Here is a 21,294-nt window from a genome sequence, read left to right as displayed (position 1 = left end):
CAGTGCGTGATTAGCGCGGGCAGATTTCGTCGTTGCCGAAGAAGTAAGAGATTTCGCGCTCGGCGCTTTCAGCGGAGTCGGAACCGTGAACGGCGTTGGCGTCGATAGTTTCAGCGAAGTCGGCGCGGATAGTGCCCGCTTCAGCTTCTTTCGGGTTGGTCGCACCCATCAGGTCGCGGTTTTTGGCAACGGCGCCTTCGCCTTCCAGTACTTGGACGACGACCGGGCCAGAGGTCATGAAGCCGACCAGATCTTTAAAGAAGGGGCGCTCTTTGTGCTCGGCGTAGAAACCGCCCGCTTTCTCTTCGGAAAGATGGAGCATCTTGGCGGCAACGACGCGCAGACCGGCGCTTTCAAAACGCGCGATGATGTCGCCAATCGCGTTTTTTGCAACGGCATCGGGCTTGATGATGGAAAGAGTGCGTTCGGTCGCCATGGTGTAGCTCCTTAGAGGGTATATAACAGAAAGTGCCGCTTCATCATGAAGCGGCGCAAAAATCTAGTGGCAGGCGCCAAGCGCCATACCAAGTGGGCGCGATTATAGCGCCTCCCAGCGGGGATGAATACCGGTTCGGCTAAACGGTGAAGCTCTCGCCGCAGCCGCACTCATCCTTGACGTTGGGGTTATTGAAGCGAAAGTAGCGGTTGAGGCCTTCGCTGACGTAATCGACTTCGCTGCCATCGAGCATTTCCAGTGCCTGCGGGTCGACATAGACGCTGGCGCCATGCTCTTCAAAGCGCACTTCGTCATCTTTGGCTTCGTCGGCGAAGTCCAGTACGTAGCTATAGCCCGAGCAGCCGCTTGGTTTGACGGCGACGCGAAGCCCCAGGCCCTGACCGCGCTCATCGAGCACGTGGCGGATCTGTTTAGCGGCGTCCTGGGTAATCGTTAGTGTTGCCATTGGCATGCTCCTTGAACGTTTCGGCCTTAGCGCGGCGGTGTGCGTAAACCGCTCACCGCATGGTGGATCAGGCCAAGCGCATGATCGATCTCGTGTTCGGTCGTAAAGCGCCCAAAACTAAAGCGCAGCGATGAGTGGGCGAGTTCACGCGGGATACCGGTGCCCAGTAATACATATGAGGGCTCGACGCTTGCAGAGTTGCAGGCCGAGCCGGTGGATATCGCCAGATCGCGCAGCGCCATCAAAAGCGGCTCACCGTCCACGCCTTCGAACGCCACGTTGACGATGTTGGGCACGGCGTGCTCGCTTGCCGCGTTGACGTGCACGCCGCCCAGCCCTTCAAGGCCTTTCAAAAACCGTGCGTTCAGGCGCGCGATGTTGACCTGGTCGGCCTCGCCGACCTCGCGCATCAATGCAAACGCCTCGCCCATACCGGCAATCTGATGGGTGGGCAGCGTGCCCGAGCGCATGCCGCGCTCGTGGCCACCGCCGTGGATAAGCGCTTCGACACGAATATCCGGGTGGCGTTTCACGTAAAGCGCGCCTATTCCTTTCGGCCCATACGTTTTATGCGCGGAAAGCGACATCAGGTCGACTTCCTGGGCGGCGGCGTCGAGCGTAATACGCCCCACCGCCTGGGCGGCATCGGTGTGAAACGCCGCGCCGAATTCGTGGGCCGTTTTGGCGAGTGCGGCGATGTCGTTGACCGCGCCCAGCTCGTTGTTCACCGCCATTAGCGAGACCAGGGTGGTATCGTCGCGAAGCGCCGCTTTGAGCTGTTCTGGCGTGGTGCGGCCATCGCTCCCCGGGGTGATCCAGGTGACCTCGAAGCCCTCGAACTCCAGGGCCCTGGCGGTATCGATCACCGCCTTGTGCTCGATGGTCGAGGTCACCAGGTGCATGCCACGCTCGCGATTGGCACGCATGAAACCGGTCAGCGCCAGGTTGTCGGCTTCCGTCGCGCCGCTGGTCCAGACGATTTCCCTGGGGTCTGCGCCAATCGTATCCGCTACCTGGCGGCGCGCCTGCTCGACGGCCTGCTCGGCCTGCCAGCCCAGCATATGGCTGCGCGAGGCCGGGTTGGCGAAGAGCTGATCCACCGTCAAGTAGCGCTGCATGACAGCGGCCACGCGTTCATCCACCGGTGTGGTGGCGGCGTAGTCCAGATAAATGGGAAGCGAGGGGGCGGAAGTCGTCGTCATGGGTTCCAGCGGCGTTTTAAATCATTGGGAAGAGGCGAGGATGCTCGCATCGACGCGGTGGCGCTGACGGGTCGCCGTTTGCAAGACGTCCGGGCGCTTGGCGAGCTGGCCCAGGGTAACGTCATCAAGAAACTGGCGAATCTGACCGGAGAGCTCGCACCATAAGTAGTGGGTCAGGCAGATATCGCCCTGCTGGCAATCCGACATGCCCTGACAGCGCGTGGCATCGACGCTTTCGTTCACCGCGTCGATCACCTGGGCGACGCTGATGTCGTCGAGTTCGCGGACCAGCAGATAGCCGCCGCCGGGGCCGCGCACGCTTTTGACGAGCCCCGCCCGGCGCAGCCGTGCAAAAAGCTGCTCCAGGTACGAAAGCGAAATCTCCTGACGCTTTGAAATATCGTTCAGACACGTGGGGCCTTGCTCGGCGTGAAGCGCCAAATCGAGCATCGCCGTCACGGCGTAACGGCCTTTGGTGGTCAAACGCATAGGAAATCCCGGTGCCAACCTTGGGCGCACTGACAAAAATAGAGGACCATTATGGGAAATCCCGAGTACTTTGGTCAACTATTATGGTCAGTGACTTTCCAGGCGCCTGCCGGGCGGGGGTGTCAGGCTAGCGCTGGGTATCGTCCGTCTTTGAGGCGGGCGCCGGCGTCGTGGGTCCGGGCTCGAGGCCTTCGCAGCCGGTTTCGTGTTCGTCCAGCACGCCGGCAAAGTCCTCGTCGTTAAGCTCGGGCAGGCGGCCTTCGCGGTAGCTGGCGTCGAGCTTGCCAAGGGTTGCGCACATGCGCTCCATGCGTCCGTCGACGGCGTGCATGTGATCGAGTATCGCCTGTATGGAGCGCGCCACCGGGTCGGGCATATCCTGGCTCACGCCGTAGGCATCGAAGCCGAATTTCTGGCACATGGCCTCGCGCCGGGCCGGGTCGACCTCGGGCGTGGCTTCCACGTCCGGGTCCGGGCGCTGAACGACCTTGCCGGGAATCCCCACGACGGTCGCCCCGGCGGGTACTTCCTTGGTGACCACCGCATTGGAGCCCACCTTCGCCCCGGCGCCTACGGTGAACGGCCCCAAAATCTTTGCCCCGGCACCGACGATGACGCCGTCGCCTAGTGTCGGGTGGCGTTTGCCTTTATTCCAGCTGGTGCCGCCCAGGGTCACGCCCTGGTAGAGGGTCACGTTGTCGCCGACCAGCGCGGTTTCACCGATCACCACGCCCATGCCGTGGTCGATGAAAAAGCGCCGCCCGATGGTCGCCCCCGGGTGGATCTCGATGCCGGTCAGGGCGCGGGCGAAGGTCGAAATCGTGCGCGCCAGCCACTTGAGGTTTTTCTTCCAGAGCCAGTGAGCGCCGCGGTGAAGCAGCAGCGCGTGAAGGCCCGGGTAGTTGGTGAGTACCTCGAGAAAGTTACGCGCCGCCGGGTCGCGGTCGAACACGCTATTAATATCTTCACGCAAACGTTCAAACATGGGGGGTCCTTCGTTCAGGCAACAGCGCATTTTTCGTTAGGCCAGGGCGCCGGCCGCACGACAGAGTCGCGCCCCGGGCCGCGGCCTTTGAGTTCGTGGCGTCAGTTTAGCGCGGCTTTTCGCCCGCCGCTTTTTCCGTGGCGGTGAGCACGCCGCGCAGAATGTTCATCTCGAATTTTTCGACCCGCGCGCGCAGGTAAAGCCGCCTTAACCTGGCCATGAGCTGGCGGGGCTTTTCCGGGTCGTGAAAATCGATGGTGATCAGCGTGCGTTCCAGGTGCTCGAAGTAGCGCTCGAGCTCTTCATGGGTGGCGAGCGCGTCGTCGCTTTCGACTGGCGAAGCCTCTTGGCCCGCAAGCCAGGCCACGCGGCATTCGTAGCTAATCACCTGCACGGCCGCGGCCAAATTCAGCGAGCTGAAGTCCGCGTTGGTGGGGATATGCACGTGGGCGTGGCAGCGCTGAAGCTCTGAATTGGTCAGGCCGCTGTCCTCGCGGCCGAATACCAGCGCTACCTGGGCGTTATCCGCCCGGCACTCGGTGGAAAGCGTATCGCCCAGCTCGCGCGGCGAGAGCATCGGCCAGGGGAGGGTGCGCGAACGGGCGCTAGCGCCGACGGCCAACGTGCAGTCCGCGACCGCCTCTTCGAGGGTGCCCACCACTTGGGCGCTGTGCAGCAGATGGTCCGCCCCCGAGGCGCGGGAGATACTGTCCTGGGTGATGACCTCGCAGCGCGGTGCGACCAGGCGGAGGTCCGCGAGTCCCATATTGTGCATGGCGCGGGCAACGGCGCCGATATTGCCGGGGTGACTGGTGCCGATAAGAACGATGCGGATGCGCTCAAGCATGAAAAGGCTCGGTAGTGACGTTAAGCGCGCAGTTTATCATGAGTCGATAGCAAGCCCGAGGGGGCTCTGTTAGAATTGCGCGCCAAAGGCACGTTCACCCTTTCTGTGCCGCCGTTCTTTAACATCACTGTGCAAGGTTTGATCATGAATCCGATGGTCCAGTTTACGCTGCGCGCTGCGCGTAGCGCCGTTGAACAATTTTTACGCGTTCGCGAGCGTATCGAAAACGCTCATGAGGAGTCCAACCTCGAGCGGCTTTTGGAAGACACCGCGCGCAAGGCGGAAGCCACCGTGGTGCACCAGCTCCAGCGCGGCTACCCGCAGCACGGCGTAAGCGGCCGCTATACCCCGCACAAGGCGGGCGAAGGCGACGGCGCCGACATCGTCTGGAACATCGAACCGCTTCACGGCTACTCCAACTTGTCCGTGGCGGGTAAAGGCTTTGCACTTTCCGTGGTGTGTCTTAAAAAAGGCCGCCCGGAACACGCGGTGGTGATTTCCCCCTTCGGCGACGACGAGTACATCGCCAGCCGCGGCAGCGGCGCCCAGCACAACGACAAGCGTATGCGCGTCAGCAAATCGACCGCGCTTCCCGGTACCCGCATGGCGATGAGCCTGCCGCCTTCCTGGCTGCGCGATACTCACCTTCCCGCTTATCTGAGCGTGGCCCAGCACGTGGCCCCGCAAACCGACACGCTGATTGCCACCGGCAGCGGCCTGTTGGATATCTGCGAGCTTGCCTGCGGTCGTGTGGATAGTCTCTTTGTGCTCGGTCTCGAAGAGCAGGATCTGCACGTCGGCTCGTTGCTGCTAAAAGAAGCGGGTGCCTTGACCGGTACGCTTCAAGGCCAGCCCTCGATCAAGCCCGAAGGCCAGCTGATGGCCGCCGGCCCGCGCCTCTACAAGGCGTTGATCAAGCAGCTGGCGCCGCATGTTTGATGTTTGTGAGTTGTGAATCGTAAGTTGTGAATCGTGAATCGTGAATCGTGAATCGTGAATCGTGAATCGTGAATCGTGAATCGTGAATCGTGAATCGTAAAAGCCCCTGCCGGTTTCCCGGCAGGGGCTTTTTTTGGTCGAGCCCTGGGGTTGAAAAGCGCCGTTACGGCAGCTCTTCTTCCTCTTCCTCGATCACTTTCTTCGTCGGAATCAAATCTTCCCGCGAGAGTTTCAGCGGCAGCAGCAGCGCCCCGGAAATGTAGATCGAGGAGAACGTACCCACCACGATGCCGATGAGCAGCGCCACGGCGAAGTTCTGGATCATGTCGCCGCCCAGAATCAGCAGCGCCAGCAGTACCAGCACCGTGGTACCGGAGGTGGCGAGCGTGCGTGACAGCGTGGCGTTGATCGCTTCGTTGAAGATCTGCGGCATATCGTCGATCTGCGAGGTGCGGATCGCCTCGCGGATGCGGTCGTAAACCACGATGGTGTCGTTGAGCGAGTAGCCGATGACCGCCAGAATCGCCGCCAGCACGGTCAGGTTGAAGTCGAGCTGGAACAGCGCGAACACGCCGACCACGATGATGACGTCGTGCACCAGGGCCAGCAGCGCACCGATGGCGAACTTGTACTGAAAGCGCAGGGCGACGTAGAGCATGACCACGCCGAGCGCCACCATCAGGCCCATCCCGCTTTGATCGCGCAACTGATCGCCCACCTGGGCGCCGACGAACTCGGCGCGAATCAGGTTAACGCTGTCGCCGCTTTCGCGTAAAAGGCCGACCACTTCGGTACCGACGTCCGGGTCGAATGCCTGCTGTAGGCGAATCAGCACCTCGGTGGAGGCACCGAAGGTTTGTACCGACACATCCTGGAAGCCGTTGCTTTCCAGTAGTTGGCGCACGGCATCCAACGACGGCGCTGCGCCGTAGCGCACTTCGATCAGCGTGCCGCCGGTGAAATCCAGCCCCAGGTTCAGGTTGAAAACGGCGATGGCGATGATCGAGACGACCAGCATGATGGCGGAGGCGATAAACGCCAACTTCCGCCGACCCATGAAGTCGATTTGCAGGTGTGATAGGGGTTTCATGACCACCTCTTGAAGTCGGGGCGAAGCGCAGGGATCCGGAACATGGTGATTAGATCCATAGCTTTTTGACGGGTTTGCTGCCGTAGGTCAGGTTGACCATGGCGCGCGTCACCATCAGCGCGGTGAACATCGACGTCAAAATGCCGATTGAGAGCGTTACGGCAAAGCCTTTCACCGGACCGGTGCCGATCGAGAACAGAATCACCGCCACCAATAGCGTGGTGATGTTGGCATCGACGATTGAGGTAAAGGCGCGCTCGTAGCCGGCGTGAATCGCCTGGGGAATCGACAGCCCGTTTCTAAGCTCTTCGCGGATGCGCTCGAAGATCAGCACGTTGGCGTCCACCGCCATCCCCAGGGTCAGTACGATACCCGCAATGCCGGGAAGCGTAAGCGTGGCGCCCAGCATCGACATCACCGCGACCAGCATGGTCAGGTTCAAACCCAGTGCAACGGTCGCGAATACGCCGAACACCTTGTAGCGGGCCAGCATGAACAGCACCACCAGCAGCAGGCCGATCTGTACCGATAGCAGGCCGCGCTCGATGTTCTCGGCGCCCAGGCTTGGCCCGATGGTGCGCTCTTGCGCAAAGTAGATGGGCGCGGCCAGCGAGCCGGAGCGCAGCAGCAGCGCAAGCTCGGCGGCTTCGGTGGGGGAGTCCAGCCCGGTGATGCGGAAGCTATTACCCAGCGCGCTCTGGATGGTGGCCAAACTGATCAGGCCGCGCTCCACGTAGGGCTCGCGCTCGATGGTCTCTTCGCCGGTGTCCGGGTCGGTGACCACGGTGTCTTCGCTTTTGTGCTCGATGAACAGCACCGCCATGTTGCGCCCGATATTGGTGCGCGTGGCGCGGTTCATGAGCGTACCGCCGGTGCCGTCCAGGTTGATGTTGACCTGGGGGCGGCCGTTTTCATCGAAGCTGTTGCTCGCGCTCGACACGCTGTCGCCGGTGATGATCACATCGCGCATCAGCTCCGCCGAGCGCCCCGGCTGGTTACGAAACACGTGGGTTTCGGTTTCCATGTCCGGGGTGTCGTTGCGCGCTTCCAGGCGAAACTCCAGGTTCGCCGTCGCGCCCACGATGCGCTTGGCGGCCACGGTATCCTGAATGCCGGGCAGTTCGACCACGATCTGACTCGGCCCCTGGCGCTGCACCATGGGCTCCGCCACGCCCAGCTCGTCCACCCGGTTGCGCAGGGTGGTCAGGTTCTGGTTGACCGCGTAGTCCTGGATCTCGCTGACGGTTTGATCGCTCATCGACATCACCAGTGTCGATGAGCGGCCGCTGCCTTCGCTTGCGTAGTCGAAGTCGGGGAATTCGCGGCTGATCAGGCGTCTTGCGGCGTCCCGGTCATCCGAGCTTGCAAAGTCCAGAGAGAGCGACTGGCCGTCGATCTCGGTATTACGGTAGCGAATACGCTCATCGCGCAGAAGCTCGCGCATGGCGCTGGCGTTGACTTCCAGACGCTGGGTAATGGCCGCGTCCATGTCCACTTCCAGCAAAAAGTGCACGCCGCCACGTAAATCCAGACCCAGGGTCATGGGCGAGGCGGAAAACGCCTGCAGCCAGCCGGGCGTCGCGTCGGCCAGGTTCAGCGCCACGGTGGCGTCGGGCCCGAGTACCTCAGACGCTACATCCCGGGCGTTGAGCTGGTCGTCGTCGCTTTGCAGGCGAATCAGCCACTGGCCGTTTTGCAGTTCGGTGCCGGTCACGTCGATGTCGTTATCGGCCAGCGCCTGCTGGACGCGCGAAATCTCGCGCTCGTCGAGGGTATCGCCTTGGGCGCTGCTTACCTGAATGGCGGGGTCGGCGGGAAATAAATTGGGAAGCGAGTAGATAAGGCCAACGATCAAGACGACCAGTATCAGTAGATACTTCCACAGGGGGTAACGGTTGAGCATGTAAGCCCTGCCTTCAATGACATACGGAATTGCCGTACGCGGTCGAACCGCGTACGGCAACGTTTACCATCATCGACCATGTCACCCGTGCCGGGGTGGCTGGCACGTTCGGCAGGGTGGGGCAATGATTAGATGGACTTGATAGTACCTTTGGGCAGCACCGCGGCCACGGCGTTTTTCTGCACGTTCACTTCGGTGCCTTCGGACACTTCCAGGGTGAGAAACTCATCCGACACCTTGGTCACACGGCCCACCAGGCCGCCGCCGATGACGACTTCATCGCCTTTGTCCAGGCTGGTCACCAGCTGCTTGTGCTGCTTGGCACGCTTGGCCTGGGGACGCCACAGCAGGAAGTAGAAAATCAGTACGAAACCGACCAACATGACGATTTGGGCGATCCCGCCGCCGCCGCCGACGGCTCCTTCGGCATGGGCCGGGGAGATAAAGAAATCCAGCATCGAGCGAACTCCTGGGTTAGACGTTAATGGGTGAAGCGGTTAAACCACGCGCCAAAGCGCGTGGCGATCAATTTGCAAGCGGTGGCACGGGCAGGCCGCGCTGGGCATAAAACCCTTCCACAAAGGCGGTCAATGTACCCGCTTCGATTGCCGCGCGCAAATCCGCCATGACGCGCTGATAGAACCGCAGGTTGTGGATCGTATTGAGCATCGAACCCAGCATTTCGTTGCAACGATCCAGGTGGTGCAGGTAGGCGCGCGAGAAGTTTTTACACGTATAGCAGTCGCACTCGTCATCGAGGGGGCGCGTGTCATGACGGTGCGTGGCATTGCGAATCTTGACCGTCCCCGTGGAGACGAAAAGATGGCCATTACGCGCGTTGCGGGTCGGCATTACGCAGTCGAACATATCCACACCGCGGCGCACGCCTTCTACCAAATCCTCGGGCTTGCCCACGCCCATCAAGTAGCGGGGGGTGTCGTCCGGCATCCAGGTGGGCAGGTAGTCCAGCACCTTGATCATCTCTTCCTTGGGCTCGCCGACGGAAAGCCCTCCGATCGCCAGGCCATCGAAGCCGATCTCCAAAAGGCCCTTCAACGAGCGCTCGCGAAGATCGGGGTGCATACCGCCCTGGATGATACCAAAAAGCGCCGAAGGCGAATCGCCGTGCGCATCGCGGGAGCGCTGGGCCCAGCGAAGCGACAGCTCCATGGACTTCTCGGCTTCGTCAAAGGTGGCCGGGTAGGGCGTGCACTCGTCAAAAATCATCACCACGTCCGAGCCCAGCGAGCGCTGCACGGCCATCGACTCTTCCGGGCCCATGAAGACCTTGCTGCCATCCACCGGCGAGCGAAAGTGCACCCCCTGCTCGGTGATCTTGCGGGTCTCGCCCAGCGAAAAGACCTGGAAGCCGCCGGAGTCGGTGAGAATTGGCTTATCCCATTGGGCGAAATCGTGCAGGTCGCCGTGGCCTTCGATCACTTCCGTGCCCGGGCGCAGCCATAAATGGAAGGTGTTGCCCAGGATGATCTCCGCGCCGATCTCCTTGACCGCTTCCGGCGTCATGCCTTTCACGGTGCCGTAGGTGCCGACCGGCATGAACGCCGGGGTTTCGACCGTGCCGCGGGGAAAGTGCAGGCGCCCGCGCCGAGCGCGGCCATCTTCCGCCAGGCGCTCGAAGCGCATAAAGCATTCATTTCGCATTGTCGTACTCGTCAATAATCGTCGGTGAAGCGCTAATAAAAGAAGGCGTGCTCAACGGGTCAGCAGCATGGCGTCGCCGTAGCTGAAAAAGGCGTAGCGCTCGTCCACCGCTGCCTGGTAGGCGTGCATGGTATGCGCGTACCCCACAAACGCGGAGACCAGCATCAAAAGCGTTGATTCCGGCAGGTGGAAGTTGGTGATCAACGCATCCACGCAGCGCCACTCGTAACCCGGGTAGATGAAGATATCGGTTTCGCCGTTATAGGGGGCGATCTCGCCATCGGCGCTTTTCTGGCAAGCGCTTTCCAGACAGCGAACGCTGGTGGTGCCCACGGCGATGACCCGGTTGCCCGCCGCGCGGGTGTCGCGCACTTTCTGGCAGGTCGCCTCGGACACCTCGATCCACTCGCTGTGCATGTGGTGCTCGAGGATGTTGTCCACCCGCACCGGCTGGAAAGTGCCCGCGCCCACGTGCAGCGTGACGAAGGCGCTGTCCACGCCTTTTTCGGCCAGCGCGTCCAATAGCGGCTGATCAAAATGCAGCCCCGCCGTGGGGGCGGCCACCGCGCCTTCGCGGCGGGCGTACACGGTCTGGTAGCGCTCGCGATCACTTAGCTCGTCTTCGCGCGTGATATAGGGCGGCAGCGGCATGTGGCCGTGGCGCTCCAGAAGCGCGATCATCGGCGTCTCGCCCAAAAAGCGCAGCTCGAACAGCGCATCATGGCGAGCTTCCACCACGGCGTGAATGTCGCCTTCAAAGATCAGCTCGGTACCGGGCTTCGGTGACTTGCTCGAACGCAGGTGGGCAAGCCCTCGGTGGCTATCCAGCGGGCGCTCTAAAAGCATTTCCACCTTGCCGCCGCTGGCCTTGTGGCCGTGCAGGCGGGCGGGAATCACGCGGGTATCGTTGAAGACCAGCAGATCGCCCGGCGCCAAAAGCTCGGTCAGCTCCGTGAACTGGCGATGCGCGAGCGCGCCGTTTTCGGCATCGACGCACAGCAAACGGCAGTCGCTTCGCTGCTCGGAGGGGTAGCGAGCAATCAGCTCATCGGGTAACTCGAAATGGAAGTCCGCGCGCTGCATGGGCAAGCTCTTTTCAGTGATCAAACAGGCGCCATAGGATAGCGCTTTCGCACCATAAAGTCAGTCGATGTGATTGACCTGGCGGCGATTCTCCGTATAATGCCCAGCCATTGCCGGTGTGGCGGAATTGGTAGACGCAGCGGATTCAAAATCCGCCGCTGTAAAAGGCGTGCCAGTTCGAGTCTGGCCACCGGTACCATGTTTTGAGGGCCTGACGTTTTTCGTCAGGCCCTTTTTTATGCCCTGAACTTACAGCCTTTACGCAACCCGCGCGTCGGCCACCGCGGCGCGCGTGTCCCATGCCATCCACCGTTTCATGTACTACCCCAACGTCGCTTTTCATAGCGCCTGCGACGTTTTCAATAGATGCCGAAATGAAAAAAGCGGCCACCTGAGGGTGGCCGCTTTTTTTGGGTAGTTAACTCAGTTCAGGAATAGGCCTGAGTTGGCGGTAGTGGGCGCTTCGTGAGGGTCTTTTTTCAATTTGAATATACTCACTGCCTTAACCAGCCTGTTTGCCTGACTATCCAGACTGTCTGCCGCCGTCGTCGCCTCTTCTACAAGCGAAGCGTTCTGCTGAGTCACCGCATCGAGCTGCACAATGGCATCACTGATCTGACGAATACCCGTGGTCTGCTCGGTAGCCGCCGCGCTAATCTCGTTCATCATGCTGGTCACGTTTTGAACGTGTGCCACGATATCCTGCATGGTCACCCCGGCTTCGTTAACCAGCTTCCCGCCCGATTCGACTTTCGTGACGCTATCGGTGATTAACGTTCTAATTTCCTGGGCGGACGAGGCACTGCGCTGCGCCAGGCTTCTGACTTCACTGGCGACTACCGCAAAGCCTCGCCCTTGTTCCCCGGCGCGAGCGGCTTCGACCGATGCGTTCAGAGCCAGAATGTTGGTTTGGAAGGCAATTTCATCGATGACGCCAATAATGTCGGAAATCTTGCGCGAGGAGGCCTGTATTTCATTCATCATGGTCTCGACACGTCCGACCACTTCGCCACCCTGAGTGGCGACATGGCTGGCGCCTATGGCCAACCTGACGGCCTCTTTAGCCGTCTCTTCTGTGCTGCTCACAACGCTGGAAATTTCATCCATCGCCGCGGCAGTCTGCTGCAAGTTGCTCGCCTGCTCTTCGGTACGCTGAGAAAGATCCGTATTGCCCGAGGCGATCTGACTGGAACCGGTCGCCACGTTTTCACTACTGCTACGAACCGTGCTCACCACATCGCTCAACGAATGCTGCATGACCGCCAGAGAGGCCATCAGACTGTTCGCCCGGGTGTTTCGTGCAGTGAAGTCTTCGGACAAGTCACCCTTTGCTACCTGGTCTACCAGCGTTCTTACCTCGGCCGGTTCAGCGCCAAGCTGTCCGATGATGGCGCGGTAGCCCCACCAAAGCATCAAAGCGACCGTGACGCTAAGTAGCGCCGACAACACAAGCATCGCACTTGACCAGAAATCTCGCGACGCTTCGGCCGCCACGATGGCGTTATCGGTGCGCGTATCGAGCATGGCATAGAATTGATCGATGGGCTCCATGATATGAGCGGCGTTCGTGTTGTACTCATCGTCGAACATCAATTCGATGGCTTGCCGCTGTGCCGTTTGGCTGGCCACGCCGTCCAGGGAATTGGCTTGTTCGGTCAACTCCATGGCACGTGTTTCCATGAGTACGAGATCCTGGGAGCGCTGTTGAGATTCGGCGAGTAGCGCAAGCTCCTCATCGGTAAAGCCCTGTTGGCGCATGAGGTCGAGCAACGCCGCCGGTTCTTCGAAGCCACCGGGCGGGGTGATACCGGCACCACGAAGTTCCCAATAAATTCGATTGTAGTGCGCGGGGCGGGGCGCCTCTCCATTAGCGATATCAATAATTTCCCGATACTGGTTTGCCCATTTTTCTTCACCGGTCACCACATAACTTCTGGCAAGCCTTGTCAGCATGAGAGAGTTCAGACGTAATTCGCTGGCCAGCAGATAGGATGCATAGCGGTCATGATTCGCCGCATCGACTTTCAAACTTTGCTGTTTGGTCATGTAAGACGCCAGCAAGACGAGCAGCGATACCATGGCGACGACCGCAAAAAGCGCGAGAAACACGGTTCTGACCGAAACTGCCTTTTCGATTTTCATTTATAAACTCTTGAAGGGAAGCACGCCATTTATTAGGCCGCTAATGATTTGAGGCAGTGTAATATCGGCAAGTGCGTTGCTTTCTTTAGCTTTGATGGGGGTTTTAGTGCGAAAAGTAAGGCGCTGGGCAGGCGGATAATCGCGCCTGAATCGGACTTATCCAGATAACCCCGATTCAGGAGGTCGGGGTCAGGGCGTAAAGGCCGCTCGCTTTCTATCCAGGCGCTTCGATGGCCCGTTCCAGTGTCGCCAGCCGCCCGGGCACCAGCGCATCCGCCACCGCGGTAATGCGGATTACGTTATTAAGCTTTGGATGGGCCAGGCGCGCGACCAGCACGCCTTCTTCCAATAGCTGCTGGTGGACGGTGGCGGCCAACTCGGCGCTTGGTAGACGAATGCCGACAAAGTTGGTGGCACTCGGGAGTACATCCGCCCCCAGAGCGCGAAAATGCTCGGCCAGTTGCTCGCGGCGCGCTTTGACATCCGCTACGTGTGAGTGCACCTCATCGAGGTTGTCCAGCACGATCTCGGCGGCGGCCATCGCGACCGACGAGACCGCGTAGTGAATACGCACTTTCATCATCATCGAAAGTACCTCGGGCTCGGCAATCGCGTAGCCGATACGAAGCCCGGCCATGCCGTGGGCCTTGGAGAGCGTACGCAGGCGAATCACCCCCGGCAGGGCGCGGGCGGCAAAGTCGCTGCCGGCGTCATCGCGAAAATCGCCGTAGGCTTCATCCAGCAACAGCCAGCAGGTAGCCGGCAGCGCTTCGCGGAGGGTGAGAATCGCCTCGTCGTCGTGCAGGTGGCCGCCGGGGTTATCCGGGTTGGCCAGGTAGACCAGTTGCGCCTCTTCCCGGTGGGCGGCGGCGGCCAGCGCTTTTAGATCGGGGGCCAGCACGCCTGGGACCTCGCGATAGTCCGGCTCGACCAACCGGCAGTCCTGGCCTCGGGCAAAATAGCCAAAGGTCGGGTAGGTGCCCGCCGTCGCAATCACCGTTTCCCCGGCCTCGCAGGTGGTGCGCAGGGCCAGCGCAATCAGGCTATCCGCCCCGGCGTCCACCAGCAGGTGCTCCAGCGGCGTCCCCAGTTGCTCGCTCAAGCGGGTACGCACGCCCATGGCTTCGGCATCGCCGTAGCGGTAGGCGTGCTCGGCCAAGGCATCACCAAAGTGCGCGCGCAGCGCCCGATGCGGCATATCCAGCCCCTCGTTGGAGCCCAGCTGATGAGGAATGGCCCGCCCAAGGCGGCGCTCCAGGGCCTTGATACCGGGGAAGGGATTGACCGGGCCTTCGCCGGTCAGGTGCTCGGGATAGCGGGGCATGATGATTTCCTGCAGTTCAAGTGACACGTGCTTTGGCCAAGCGCGATGGAAAGCGGCCAGAAAGTTGGGGCTTAGTATCCAGCAGTTAAACGCTTACATAAAGTGTCGGTAATCGCTGACCCCAAGGAGAGGTGTCGCCATGGCGCAGGTCTGGCAAGATAGACCTTTTAGACTCTTTATTTAGACTCTCTACCGTTCAAGGACACGCATGGCGCATCTGCTACGCATCGTGATGATTCACGGCCACCTGGAAGGCGTGGTCGAGCTGAGTGTGGATGGCCACACCAATATTTGCGGCACCAACGCCTCGGGCAAGACCACGCTCCAGCGCCTGGTCCCGGTGTTTTATGGCGAGCTGCCCAACAAGGTCGTGCCCAAGACGCGCATGAAGTTCGATGCGTTCTACCTGCCCCACCGCAACAGCTACCTGGTGTACGAGTACCGCCGCGAGGCGGGCAATATCTGCCAAGCGGTGCTGACGCGCAAAAGCGACGGCGGGGTCGAGTACCGCTTTGTCGCCGCGCCCTACCGGCCGGAGGACTATCTGGTGACGGGGGAGAACGGCGTGGAAGCGCTGGAGTACGCCCAGTGGGCCAGCGGCCTGCGGCGCAGTAATATCAGCGTCTCCTCCAAGCTCTCGGCGACCTCCGAGTACCGCGCCGTGATCCAGAACGACTTCACTCCCACCCCCGGCATGGCGATGCACGGCAATCGCAAGGAAGCACTGAAGCTACGTCAGCTCGCCGCCCAGTTCAGCCTGGTGGCGCCGGAGCACCGCATTCGCCATATCGAAAAGCTGGTCTCGGCGGTCCACGCCAAAGAGGGCAAGATGGATACCCTCAAGACCATGCTGGCGGCGATCTTCGAAGAAGACGGGGTGGAACTGCCGGTGACCCGGGTACGCAGCGCCAAGGCCCGCGACTGGATTGCCCAGATGCGCCAGTCGATGCGCCTGGAGCCGCTGCAGCGCTCGCTGACCCGCCTGCACGGTATCGACCGCGAACTCGCCCACCTGGACGCCACCCTCTGGCAGTTGAAGCCGCAGCTGGACGCCGACTTGAGCCGCGCCGAGCGCGCCCTAGCGGATGCCGACGCCGCCCGCGCCGAGCAGCAGCGCGCCTTCGAGTCAGAGCGGGTGCGCTTCGAGGCCGAGCGCGACCGGCTCAACGACCAGCTCAGCGAGCAGGAGAGCGAACTCAAACGGGCCCAACGCGATCTGAGCGACCTGCAGCAGCAGTTCGAAGCGTTCGAGGCCGCCGACATGCCGGGCCTTGAACAGGCGCTCAACGGCCTGCCCCAAAAGCGCGAGCAGTACGAGCAGCTAACGCGCCACCTGCGCACGCTGCAAGAAGCGGTGCAGGCAAGCCAGGCGCAAAAGGAGGAGCGCCTTCGCGAGCTTGGCGACACGTTGGCCCGCCAGAGCGACGAGACCCAAGCGCTGATGGACGCCCTGGCCGAAGAGAAAGCGGGCTACCGCGAAACCCAGTGGGAGGCTCAGCAGCAGCTCGATGCCCGCTATCAGGGCGAGCGCCAGACGGTGGAGGCGGGCTACCAGACCCGGCTAACCCAGGCCAGCGAGCAGCTGGCGGTATTAAAAGCCGCCCTCGACCACGGCGGGCCAACCGCTGAAGAGAGCGAAGAGGCGGCGCTGGTGCAGACCCGCGTCGACCAGGCCCAGGGCGAGCGTAACGCCGCCGGTAGCCAGCTCGAAAGCCTGCGCCAGGAACTGACGGGCCTCAAGCGCGAGCGCGACAGCGCCGAGCAGACCCACGCCGATGCACGCAAAGCTTTGCAGGCGGCCAACCAGCACCGCCAGGCGCTACACCAGCAGCGCGACCCGGCCCAGGGCACGCTGCGCCACTTTCTGCGCTACCACGCCCCCGGCTGGGAGCAGCGCCTGGGCAAGGTCATCGCCCCGGCGCTGCTGGAACGCCGCGACTTGGCGCCCACCCTGGTTGAGGCGCCGCTTGAGACCGAGAGCCTATTCGGCATTACCCTCGAGACCCAGGCCATCGAGCTACCGGAGTACGCCCAGGACGAAGCCAATCTGCTGGCCGCCATCGAGGCCGCCGAGGAGGCGGTGCTGCGCGAAGAGGCCAACGTGGCCAGCGTCGAAAAGCAGCTCAAGCGCCACAACGAGCGGGTTGGCGCCTGTGATGAGGCGTTCGGCCAGGCGCAGCAGGGTATCAAGCGCGCCGATCAGGAAGTCGAGTACGCCCTTGAAGCCCGCCGCCAGTGCCAGGCGCGCCACGGTGACGCCCAGCGCGCCCGCCAGAATGAGCGCAAGGCGGCGCTTGACGAGCAACAGGCGCTGCACCAGGCCCTGAAAGAAGAGCGCCAGCAAGCGCTGGATGCCCTGCACGCCGCCTATCAGGCCGAGCAGCTCGAACTCAAGGCCGACGCCCAGCAGCGCCTGGCCACGTTCGATCGCCAGCTCACCCAGTACAAGGAGCAGCTGCAGGCGCTGCGCGACGAGCACAAGCGCCAGAGTCGCGAGGTCGAGCAGGCCTTTGACCAGGCGCTGGAAGAGCAGGGCGTCGACCCGGTTACCCTCAAACAGACCCGCACCCGGCTCGGCGAGCTGGAACACCACATTCGCGATACCGCCGCCCGCCAGGAGGAGCTGGAGGCCTACCAGCGCTTCATGCGCGTGAGCTGGGGCCAGCGCAAGCCCGAACTCGTCGAGCAGGAGAGCCGCCTGACCCGCGAGGTCGGCGACACCCAACGCCAGCGCGATGAGAAGCAGCAGCGGTTTCAGGCCACCAAGGCCGAACACCAGCGCCAGATCAACGTCTTTGACGCCACCCGGCGCGAAAGTAACGAGCTGCTTGGCGAGCTCAAACCGCTGATGAAACAGCTCGACGAGCTCAACCTTGCCGCCGACCCCAGCCCCCAGCAGGCCACCCCCGGCGATAGCCAGGAGCGCATCACCCGCACCCGCCAGGCGCTCAAACAGCGTGCGGAAGAGCGCGACGCGCTGCGCAAGGGCTGCCAGGAGGTCGAGAGCCAACTGATAAAAGGTGCCAGTTCGAGCTTCGTCGACGCGCTGGAAAGCGAACGCGACAAGCTCAGCGACCCGGACGAGCCCCGCGCGCTGCTGCCGATACTGGCGGGCATGCTGCAACTGCTTGAAGACCAACAGCAGCAGCTCGTTCAGCAGGGCCGCAACCTGAGCGACGATCTGGACAAGTTCTTCACCGTGTTCAGCGACTTGAATCGGCGTATCAGCGCCCAGAGCAAGCGGCTTTCCGACGAAGTGGCGGATGACCTGGCCCTGGACGGCATCAAAAAGGCCGAGGTACGCATTCAGTCGACCATCGATGAGCTGGGCTTCTGGGAGCCGCTCAAGCTCTTCGCCAAGCGCTACAAGGCCTGGCGCGAATCCGACCAGACGCTGCCAAGCGACGACTACTTGAACGCCCTGGCGGACGTGGTGGATCTGTTGCGCCACGACCAGCCCTACAGCTTCGAGAGCCTGCTGCGCCTGGAACTTCACCTGAACGAAGGCGGCACGGATCTGGTCATCCGCAGCGACCGCCAACTGCTCGAATCCTCAAGCCACGGTATGGCCTACCTGATTCTGTGCAAGTTCCTGCTCGCCTTTACCCGGCTGTTGCGCGGGCGCGCCGAGATCGCCATCCACTGGCCGATCGATGAGATCGGCACGCTCGCCTACCACAACGTCGAAAAGCTTTTTGATGCCTGCGACAGCAACCGTATTCATATCGTCGGCGCCTTCCCCAACCCCGAGTCCGACGTGCTGCTGCTGTTCAACAACCGCTACTTGATCGACCGCGACGCGCAAAGGCCCGGCGTGCGCCGACTCAAACGCATCGAGCCGCGCCAAAGCCGCCTGGCCGAACGCCTGAAAGCCCGCAGCGAGGAGGTCTCCGTATGAGTGATGACTCACTTTCCAACGACCCGCGATCCTTTGATCTGCTGCCCCACGGCCCGCTGCTGGAAAAGCTGCTGGCCGGGGAGTTCGTCTGCGCGGTGAGCGACGAAGCCGCCTTCCAGCGCCTGCAGGATGACACGCTGCGCGAGGCCTTCGATGCCTACCTGCGCCCGCTCAACCGGCGGCTGGCGACCAACGAGGACAAAAGCGTCTACTTCCTCGGCTGGCGCCAGCTCGACGACGCTGCGCGCGAACAGCTCTCTCGCCAGTTGAACGACACCGTGCACAGCCTGCTGCCGCTGTTGGAGTGGCTGCAGCTGGTACAAGAGGCGCTTGGCCGCGACAGCGTGCCCGCCCCGGGGGACGTGCTCAAACCCGGCGAGCTACAGGCCAAAAGCGAAGACAACCCTAGCCTTCGCGAGCGCATCGAGCGGGTGGCCGGTGACGCCTTCTTTGGCTCCCAGAGCGACCAGCTCGACGCCCAGGTGAAGCAGGTGTTCAAGCGTTTGAAAGAGCACGGCTACCTGCTCCAGCCCCACGGCGACCGCCAGGTCTATCTGGTGACCGGCAAGGTAGAGTACCTGCTCGACCTGGTGCGCTTTATTCGCGACGAGGAGCACCTGCCGGTGGCGGATGACGTTGACGCCGCCCAGGAGACGCTGCTGTGAGCGAGGTCGAACGCGACAGTCAAAGCGCCGAGACCGCCCTGGAAAGCCGCCAGATGACCACCGGCGTGGAGCGCCTGGCCCTTTTGGGCCGCCACGCCGAGGTGCTGATGCAGGGCTACACTCAGGACGAAGTACCGCTGGCCGGGCTCAGCACCAGTGCGCTGCGCAAGCTCTTGGCCGCGCGCATCGTTTGGCGCCCGGACGAGCAGGGCGGGGTCAAGCTGACCCCCAAGGTACGCGAGCTGATCGCCGAGATGACCGCGGATGAAGCTCGCCGCCACGTCAACGCGGACGTGGCCGAAGCGCTGGAGCTGGTCCGCAGCCTGATTGGCAGCTATCGCGAGTCGAGCAGCCGCGGCGACTACTGGCAGCAGGAGCAGCAGCTTACCCGGCTGCGCCAGGCAGTGGACGACATGAACGGCCGCTTTGCCGATGCCATCGACAGCCTCTGGCAGCGTCTCAACAGCGACTTCGGCTTCGTCAGCCAGCTAAGCGACAAGGTGCGCGAGAACGACCGCGCCCAGAAGCAGGTGGTGCGCCTGCTCGACGGCCTGGCGTTGATTGACTTCCATGAGCTGATCGAGCTGGTGGGCAGCGACGGCACCCTGCGTAAGGTACTGGTCAGCCAGCTACAGCAGCAGATCAGCCAGCACTACACCAGCCTGCGCGAAGTGCAGCACCGCCTGATCGAGCTGATGGCGCGCTTTCGTCACCAGCAGGCGCGCAGCCGCCTTGTGTCCTGCATGGCCGCCTTTCTACGCGAACACCCAGGCTTCACCCCCGGCAACTACGCCCAGCGCAGCGACGTGCCTAGGCTTTTCAACCGCGCCGCCCCCATGGTGGCCGCCGGCGCCGCTGCGCTTGACCGCACCCAGGACACGCCCACACTGGCCGCGCTGCTGAGCGCCATCCCCACGCCCAGCCGCCCCGCCGAGCTGACCACCGCTGCCAGGCCCGCGCATGCCCAGGAAGACGCCGCCGTGGCCGCCCGCCAGCAGGCGCTGAAAGAAGACGTGGAAACGTTCTACCTCGACGTGGTGGACGCCGCCCCAACCCAGCCGGTCAGCGCGCTGGCGTACCTGGAGCAAAGCGGGCTCACCTGGAACGCCGAGATCTGGCTTTTCGAGGTCATCGCCGAGTTCCAGGGCCTGCCGCGCAGCGAGCAGCAGGCCTTTATCCTTGATCAAGAGGAGAAAAAGGCCAGCGACTATAACGACGTGCGCCTGATCCGCGATGTGTCGCTACAGCTGGCGCTGCCCCAGTGAACCTGCCCGGCCGCGCCCGCGCGGGGCTGAACGACGTGCAGCGCCTGCTTCGCCAACAAGGCCGCGTTGAGCGGCCCCGCCGCCAGTGGGTGGACGACGTCGTCGCCTGGTGCCGTGAGCAGGACATCGACCTGGGCCCGCGCCTGACCAGCCAGGCGCTCCGCTTCGATACTACGCTGCTCGCCGAGATCGACGCGGTGCTGGAAAGCGCCCACTTGGCCCCGCTGGGCCGTTCGCTCAGCGGCCTGACCAGCAGCGCTCAAGCGAAGGCAGGCGTTGAGGAAGACAAGCAAGGCCGCGAAGGCCCCCGCGCCTGGCGGGTGCTGCTCAATATGGCCCCTCAGCCCACCGCCGGGCTTGCCAACGCACCGCGCAGCATTCGCGATGTCGATCTTCGCAGCCTCTCCCTGGGCGTCTTCGGCCTGCTGCTTCAGGTCGAAAACCTGGACAGCTTCTACGCCTTCGACCCGAACATCGTCGCACTAAAAGGCTTCGCCCAACCGCTCATTGTCTACCGCGGCGACAGCCACTACGGTGGCGGCTTTAGCTTTCTCGCTGAGGCGTGGCGCAAAACCCGCCGCCCGCACCTCTACGCCGGTGACTTCGATGCCAAAGGTGTGACGCTGGCGCTCGACAGCGGCGCCACCCACTTACTGCTCCCCAGCATCGAATGGCTCACCCAACACGCCACGCCGCTGCACCAGCCCGCCGGGCAGTTAGCGTATCAACGGCGGCTGCGGCAACTGCACGTTAGCCTGCCGCCGGATCATCCGCTAAGGCCCTATCTGGCGCTGTTAGAGCAGCAACGGGGATTATTACAGCAATGGTTTGACGGGGACGAGGTATGTGTGAGGCTAGCGTAAATGCCTATCTATTTATCGGGCGGCCCGCTATTTGG

The 21,294-nt window shown here is 62.4% G+C and carries 18 protein-coding genes and 1 tRNA gene; 6 read left to right on the top strand and 13 right to left on the bottom strand.

What is annotated here, in order from left to right; all coding sequences use genetic code 11:
- Positions 1-10 precede the first annotated feature (10 nt).
- From ndk to trmJ, 6 genes are all read right to left on the bottom strand, one after another.
- Positions 11-436, bottom strand: a complete 426-nt coding sequence (gene ndk, locus ACWHRL_RS13900; RefSeq protein WP_447529722.1) for a nucleoside-diphosphate kinase — start codon at positions 434-436, stop codon at positions 11-13.
- 139 nt (positions 437-575) lie between these two features.
- Positions 576-902, bottom strand: a complete 327-nt coding sequence (locus ACWHRL_RS13895; protein ID WP_447529721.1) for a HesB/IscA family protein — start codon at positions 900-902, stop codon at positions 576-578.
- A 26-nt stretch (positions 903-928) separates the two neighbouring features.
- Positions 929-2,104 carry an aminotransferase class V-fold PLP-dependent enzyme gene (locus ACWHRL_RS13890; protein WP_447894127.1) on the bottom strand — a complete coding sequence of 392 codons (1,176 nt, stop codon included), beginning with the start codon at positions 2,102-2,104 and terminating at the stop codon, positions 929-931.
- Positions 2,105-2,125: 21 nt separating this feature from the next.
- The gene (gene iscR, locus ACWHRL_RS13885; protein WP_447529719.1) at positions 2,126-2,593 is read right to left on the bottom strand and encodes a Fe-S cluster assembly transcriptional regulator IscR; all 468 of its coding nucleotides are present in this window, start codon (positions 2,591-2,593) and stop codon (positions 2,126-2,128) included.
- 127 nt (positions 2,594-2,720) lie between these two features.
- Positions 2,721-3,608 carry a serine O-acetyltransferase gene (gene cysE / locus ACWHRL_RS13880; protein WP_447894126.1) on the bottom strand — a complete coding sequence of 296 codons (888 nt, stop codon included), beginning with the start codon at positions 3,606-3,608 and terminating at the stop codon, positions 2,721-2,723.
- Positions 3,609-3,684: 76 nt separating this feature from the next.
- Complete coding sequence (trmJ, locus tag ACWHRL_RS13875; protein ID WP_447894125.1) at positions 3,685-4,425, bottom strand: tRNA (cytosine(32)/uridine(32)-2'-O)-methyltransferase TrmJ; 741 nt, start codon at positions 4,423-4,425, stop codon at positions 3,685-3,687.
- 144 nt (positions 4,426-4,569) lie between these two features.
- Here trmJ and ACWHRL_RS13870 point away from each other — a divergent pair, with 144 nt between their 5' ends.
- The gene (locus tag ACWHRL_RS13870) at positions 4,570-5,364 is read left to right on the top strand and encodes an inositol monophosphatase family protein (RefSeq protein ID WP_447894124.1); all 795 of its coding nucleotides are present in this window, start codon (positions 4,570-4,572) and stop codon (positions 5,362-5,364) included.
- 163 nt (positions 5,365-5,527) lie between these two features.
- Here the strand turns inward: ACWHRL_RS13870 and secF are convergent, their stop codons facing one another.
- The 5 genes from secF to queA form a co-directional block, all read right to left on the bottom strand.
- The gene (gene secF, locus ACWHRL_RS13865; RefSeq protein ID WP_447894123.1) at positions 5,528-6,454 is read right to left on the bottom strand and encodes a protein translocase subunit SecF; all 927 of its coding nucleotides are present in this window, start codon (positions 6,452-6,454) and stop codon (positions 5,528-5,530) included.
- A 49-nt stretch (positions 6,455-6,503) separates the two neighbouring features.
- Entirely contained in the window at positions 6,504-8,357 is a 1,854-nt protein-coding gene (gene secD / locus ACWHRL_RS13860) for a protein translocase subunit SecD (RefSeq protein ID WP_447894122.1), read from the bottom strand.
- Between the two features lie 128 nt (positions 8,358-8,485).
- The gene (yajC, locus tag ACWHRL_RS13855) at positions 8,486-8,815 is read right to left on the bottom strand and encodes a preprotein translocase subunit YajC (protein ID WP_447529712.1); all 330 of its coding nucleotides are present in this window, start codon (positions 8,813-8,815) and stop codon (positions 8,486-8,488) included.
- Positions 8,816-8,882: 67 nt separating this feature from the next.
- The gene (gene tgt, locus ACWHRL_RS13850; RefSeq protein ID WP_447529711.1) at positions 8,883-10,001 is read right to left on the bottom strand and encodes a tRNA guanosine(34) transglycosylase Tgt; all 1,119 of its coding nucleotides are present in this window, start codon (positions 9,999-10,001) and stop codon (positions 8,883-8,885) included.
- A gap of 69 nt (positions 10,002-10,070) precedes the next feature.
- On the bottom strand, positions 10,071-11,102 hold the full coding sequence (gene queA, locus ACWHRL_RS13845; protein ID WP_447894121.1) for a tRNA preQ1(34) S-adenosylmethionine ribosyltransferase-isomerase QueA: 1,032 nt from the start codon (positions 11,100-11,102) through the stop codon (positions 10,071-10,073).
- A gap of 112 nt (positions 11,103-11,214) precedes the next feature.
- Between queA and ACWHRL_RS13840 the strand changes: the two genes are divergently transcribed.
- Positions 11,215-11,301, top strand: a tRNA-Leu gene (locus ACWHRL_RS13840).
- 224 nt (positions 11,302-11,525) lie between these two features.
- Here ACWHRL_RS13840 and ACWHRL_RS13835 read toward each other — a convergent pair.
- Positions 11,526-13,244, bottom strand: coding sequence for a methyl-accepting chemotaxis protein (locus ACWHRL_RS13835; RefSeq protein WP_447894119.1), 1,719 nt, complete (start codon positions 13,242-13,244; stop codon positions 11,526-11,528).
- Between the two features lie 214 nt (positions 13,245-13,458).
- Positions 13,459-14,568 (bottom strand): pyridoxal phosphate-dependent aminotransferase, encoded by a 1,110-nt coding sequence (locus tag ACWHRL_RS13830; protein WP_447894118.1) that lies wholly within the window; start codon positions 14,566-14,568, stop codon positions 13,459-13,461.
- Between the two features lie 208 nt (positions 14,569-14,776).
- Here ACWHRL_RS13830 and ACWHRL_RS13825 point away from each other — a divergent pair, with 208 nt between their 5' ends.
- From ACWHRL_RS13825 to ACWHRL_RS13810, 4 genes are read left to right on the top strand one after another with little or no spacing between them, the layout of a single operon-like run.
- On the top strand, positions 14,777-18,466 hold the full coding sequence (locus ACWHRL_RS13825) for an ATP-binding protein (protein WP_447894116.1): 3,690 nt from the start codon (positions 14,777-14,779) through the stop codon (positions 18,464-18,466).
- Complete coding sequence (locus ACWHRL_RS13820) at positions 18,463-19,131, top strand: condensin complex protein MksE (RefSeq protein WP_447894115.1); 669 nt, start codon at positions 18,463-18,465, stop codon at positions 19,129-19,131. The genes ACWHRL_RS13825 and ACWHRL_RS13820 overlap by 4 nt, the downstream gene beginning before the upstream one ends.
- A 53-nt stretch (positions 19,132-19,184) precedes the next feature.
- Positions 19,185-20,396 (top strand): hypothetical protein, encoded by a 1,212-nt coding sequence (locus ACWHRL_RS13815; RefSeq protein ID WP_447896182.1) that lies wholly within the window; start codon positions 19,185-19,187, stop codon positions 20,394-20,396.
- Positions 20,393-21,259 carry a DUF7281 domain-containing protein gene (locus ACWHRL_RS13810; RefSeq protein WP_447894114.1) on the top strand — a complete coding sequence of 289 codons (867 nt, stop codon included), beginning with the start codon at positions 20,393-20,395 and terminating at the stop codon, positions 21,257-21,259. Before ACWHRL_RS13815 ends, ACWHRL_RS13810 begins: the two co-directional genes overlap by 4 nt.
- Positions 21,260-21,294: the final 35 nt, after the last annotated feature.

Source organism: Vreelandella sp. GE22 (assembly GCF_968212445.1).
The sequence above is the reverse complement of the archived record's forward strand: the minus strand, read 5'-3'. Positions and strand labels throughout refer to the sequence as shown.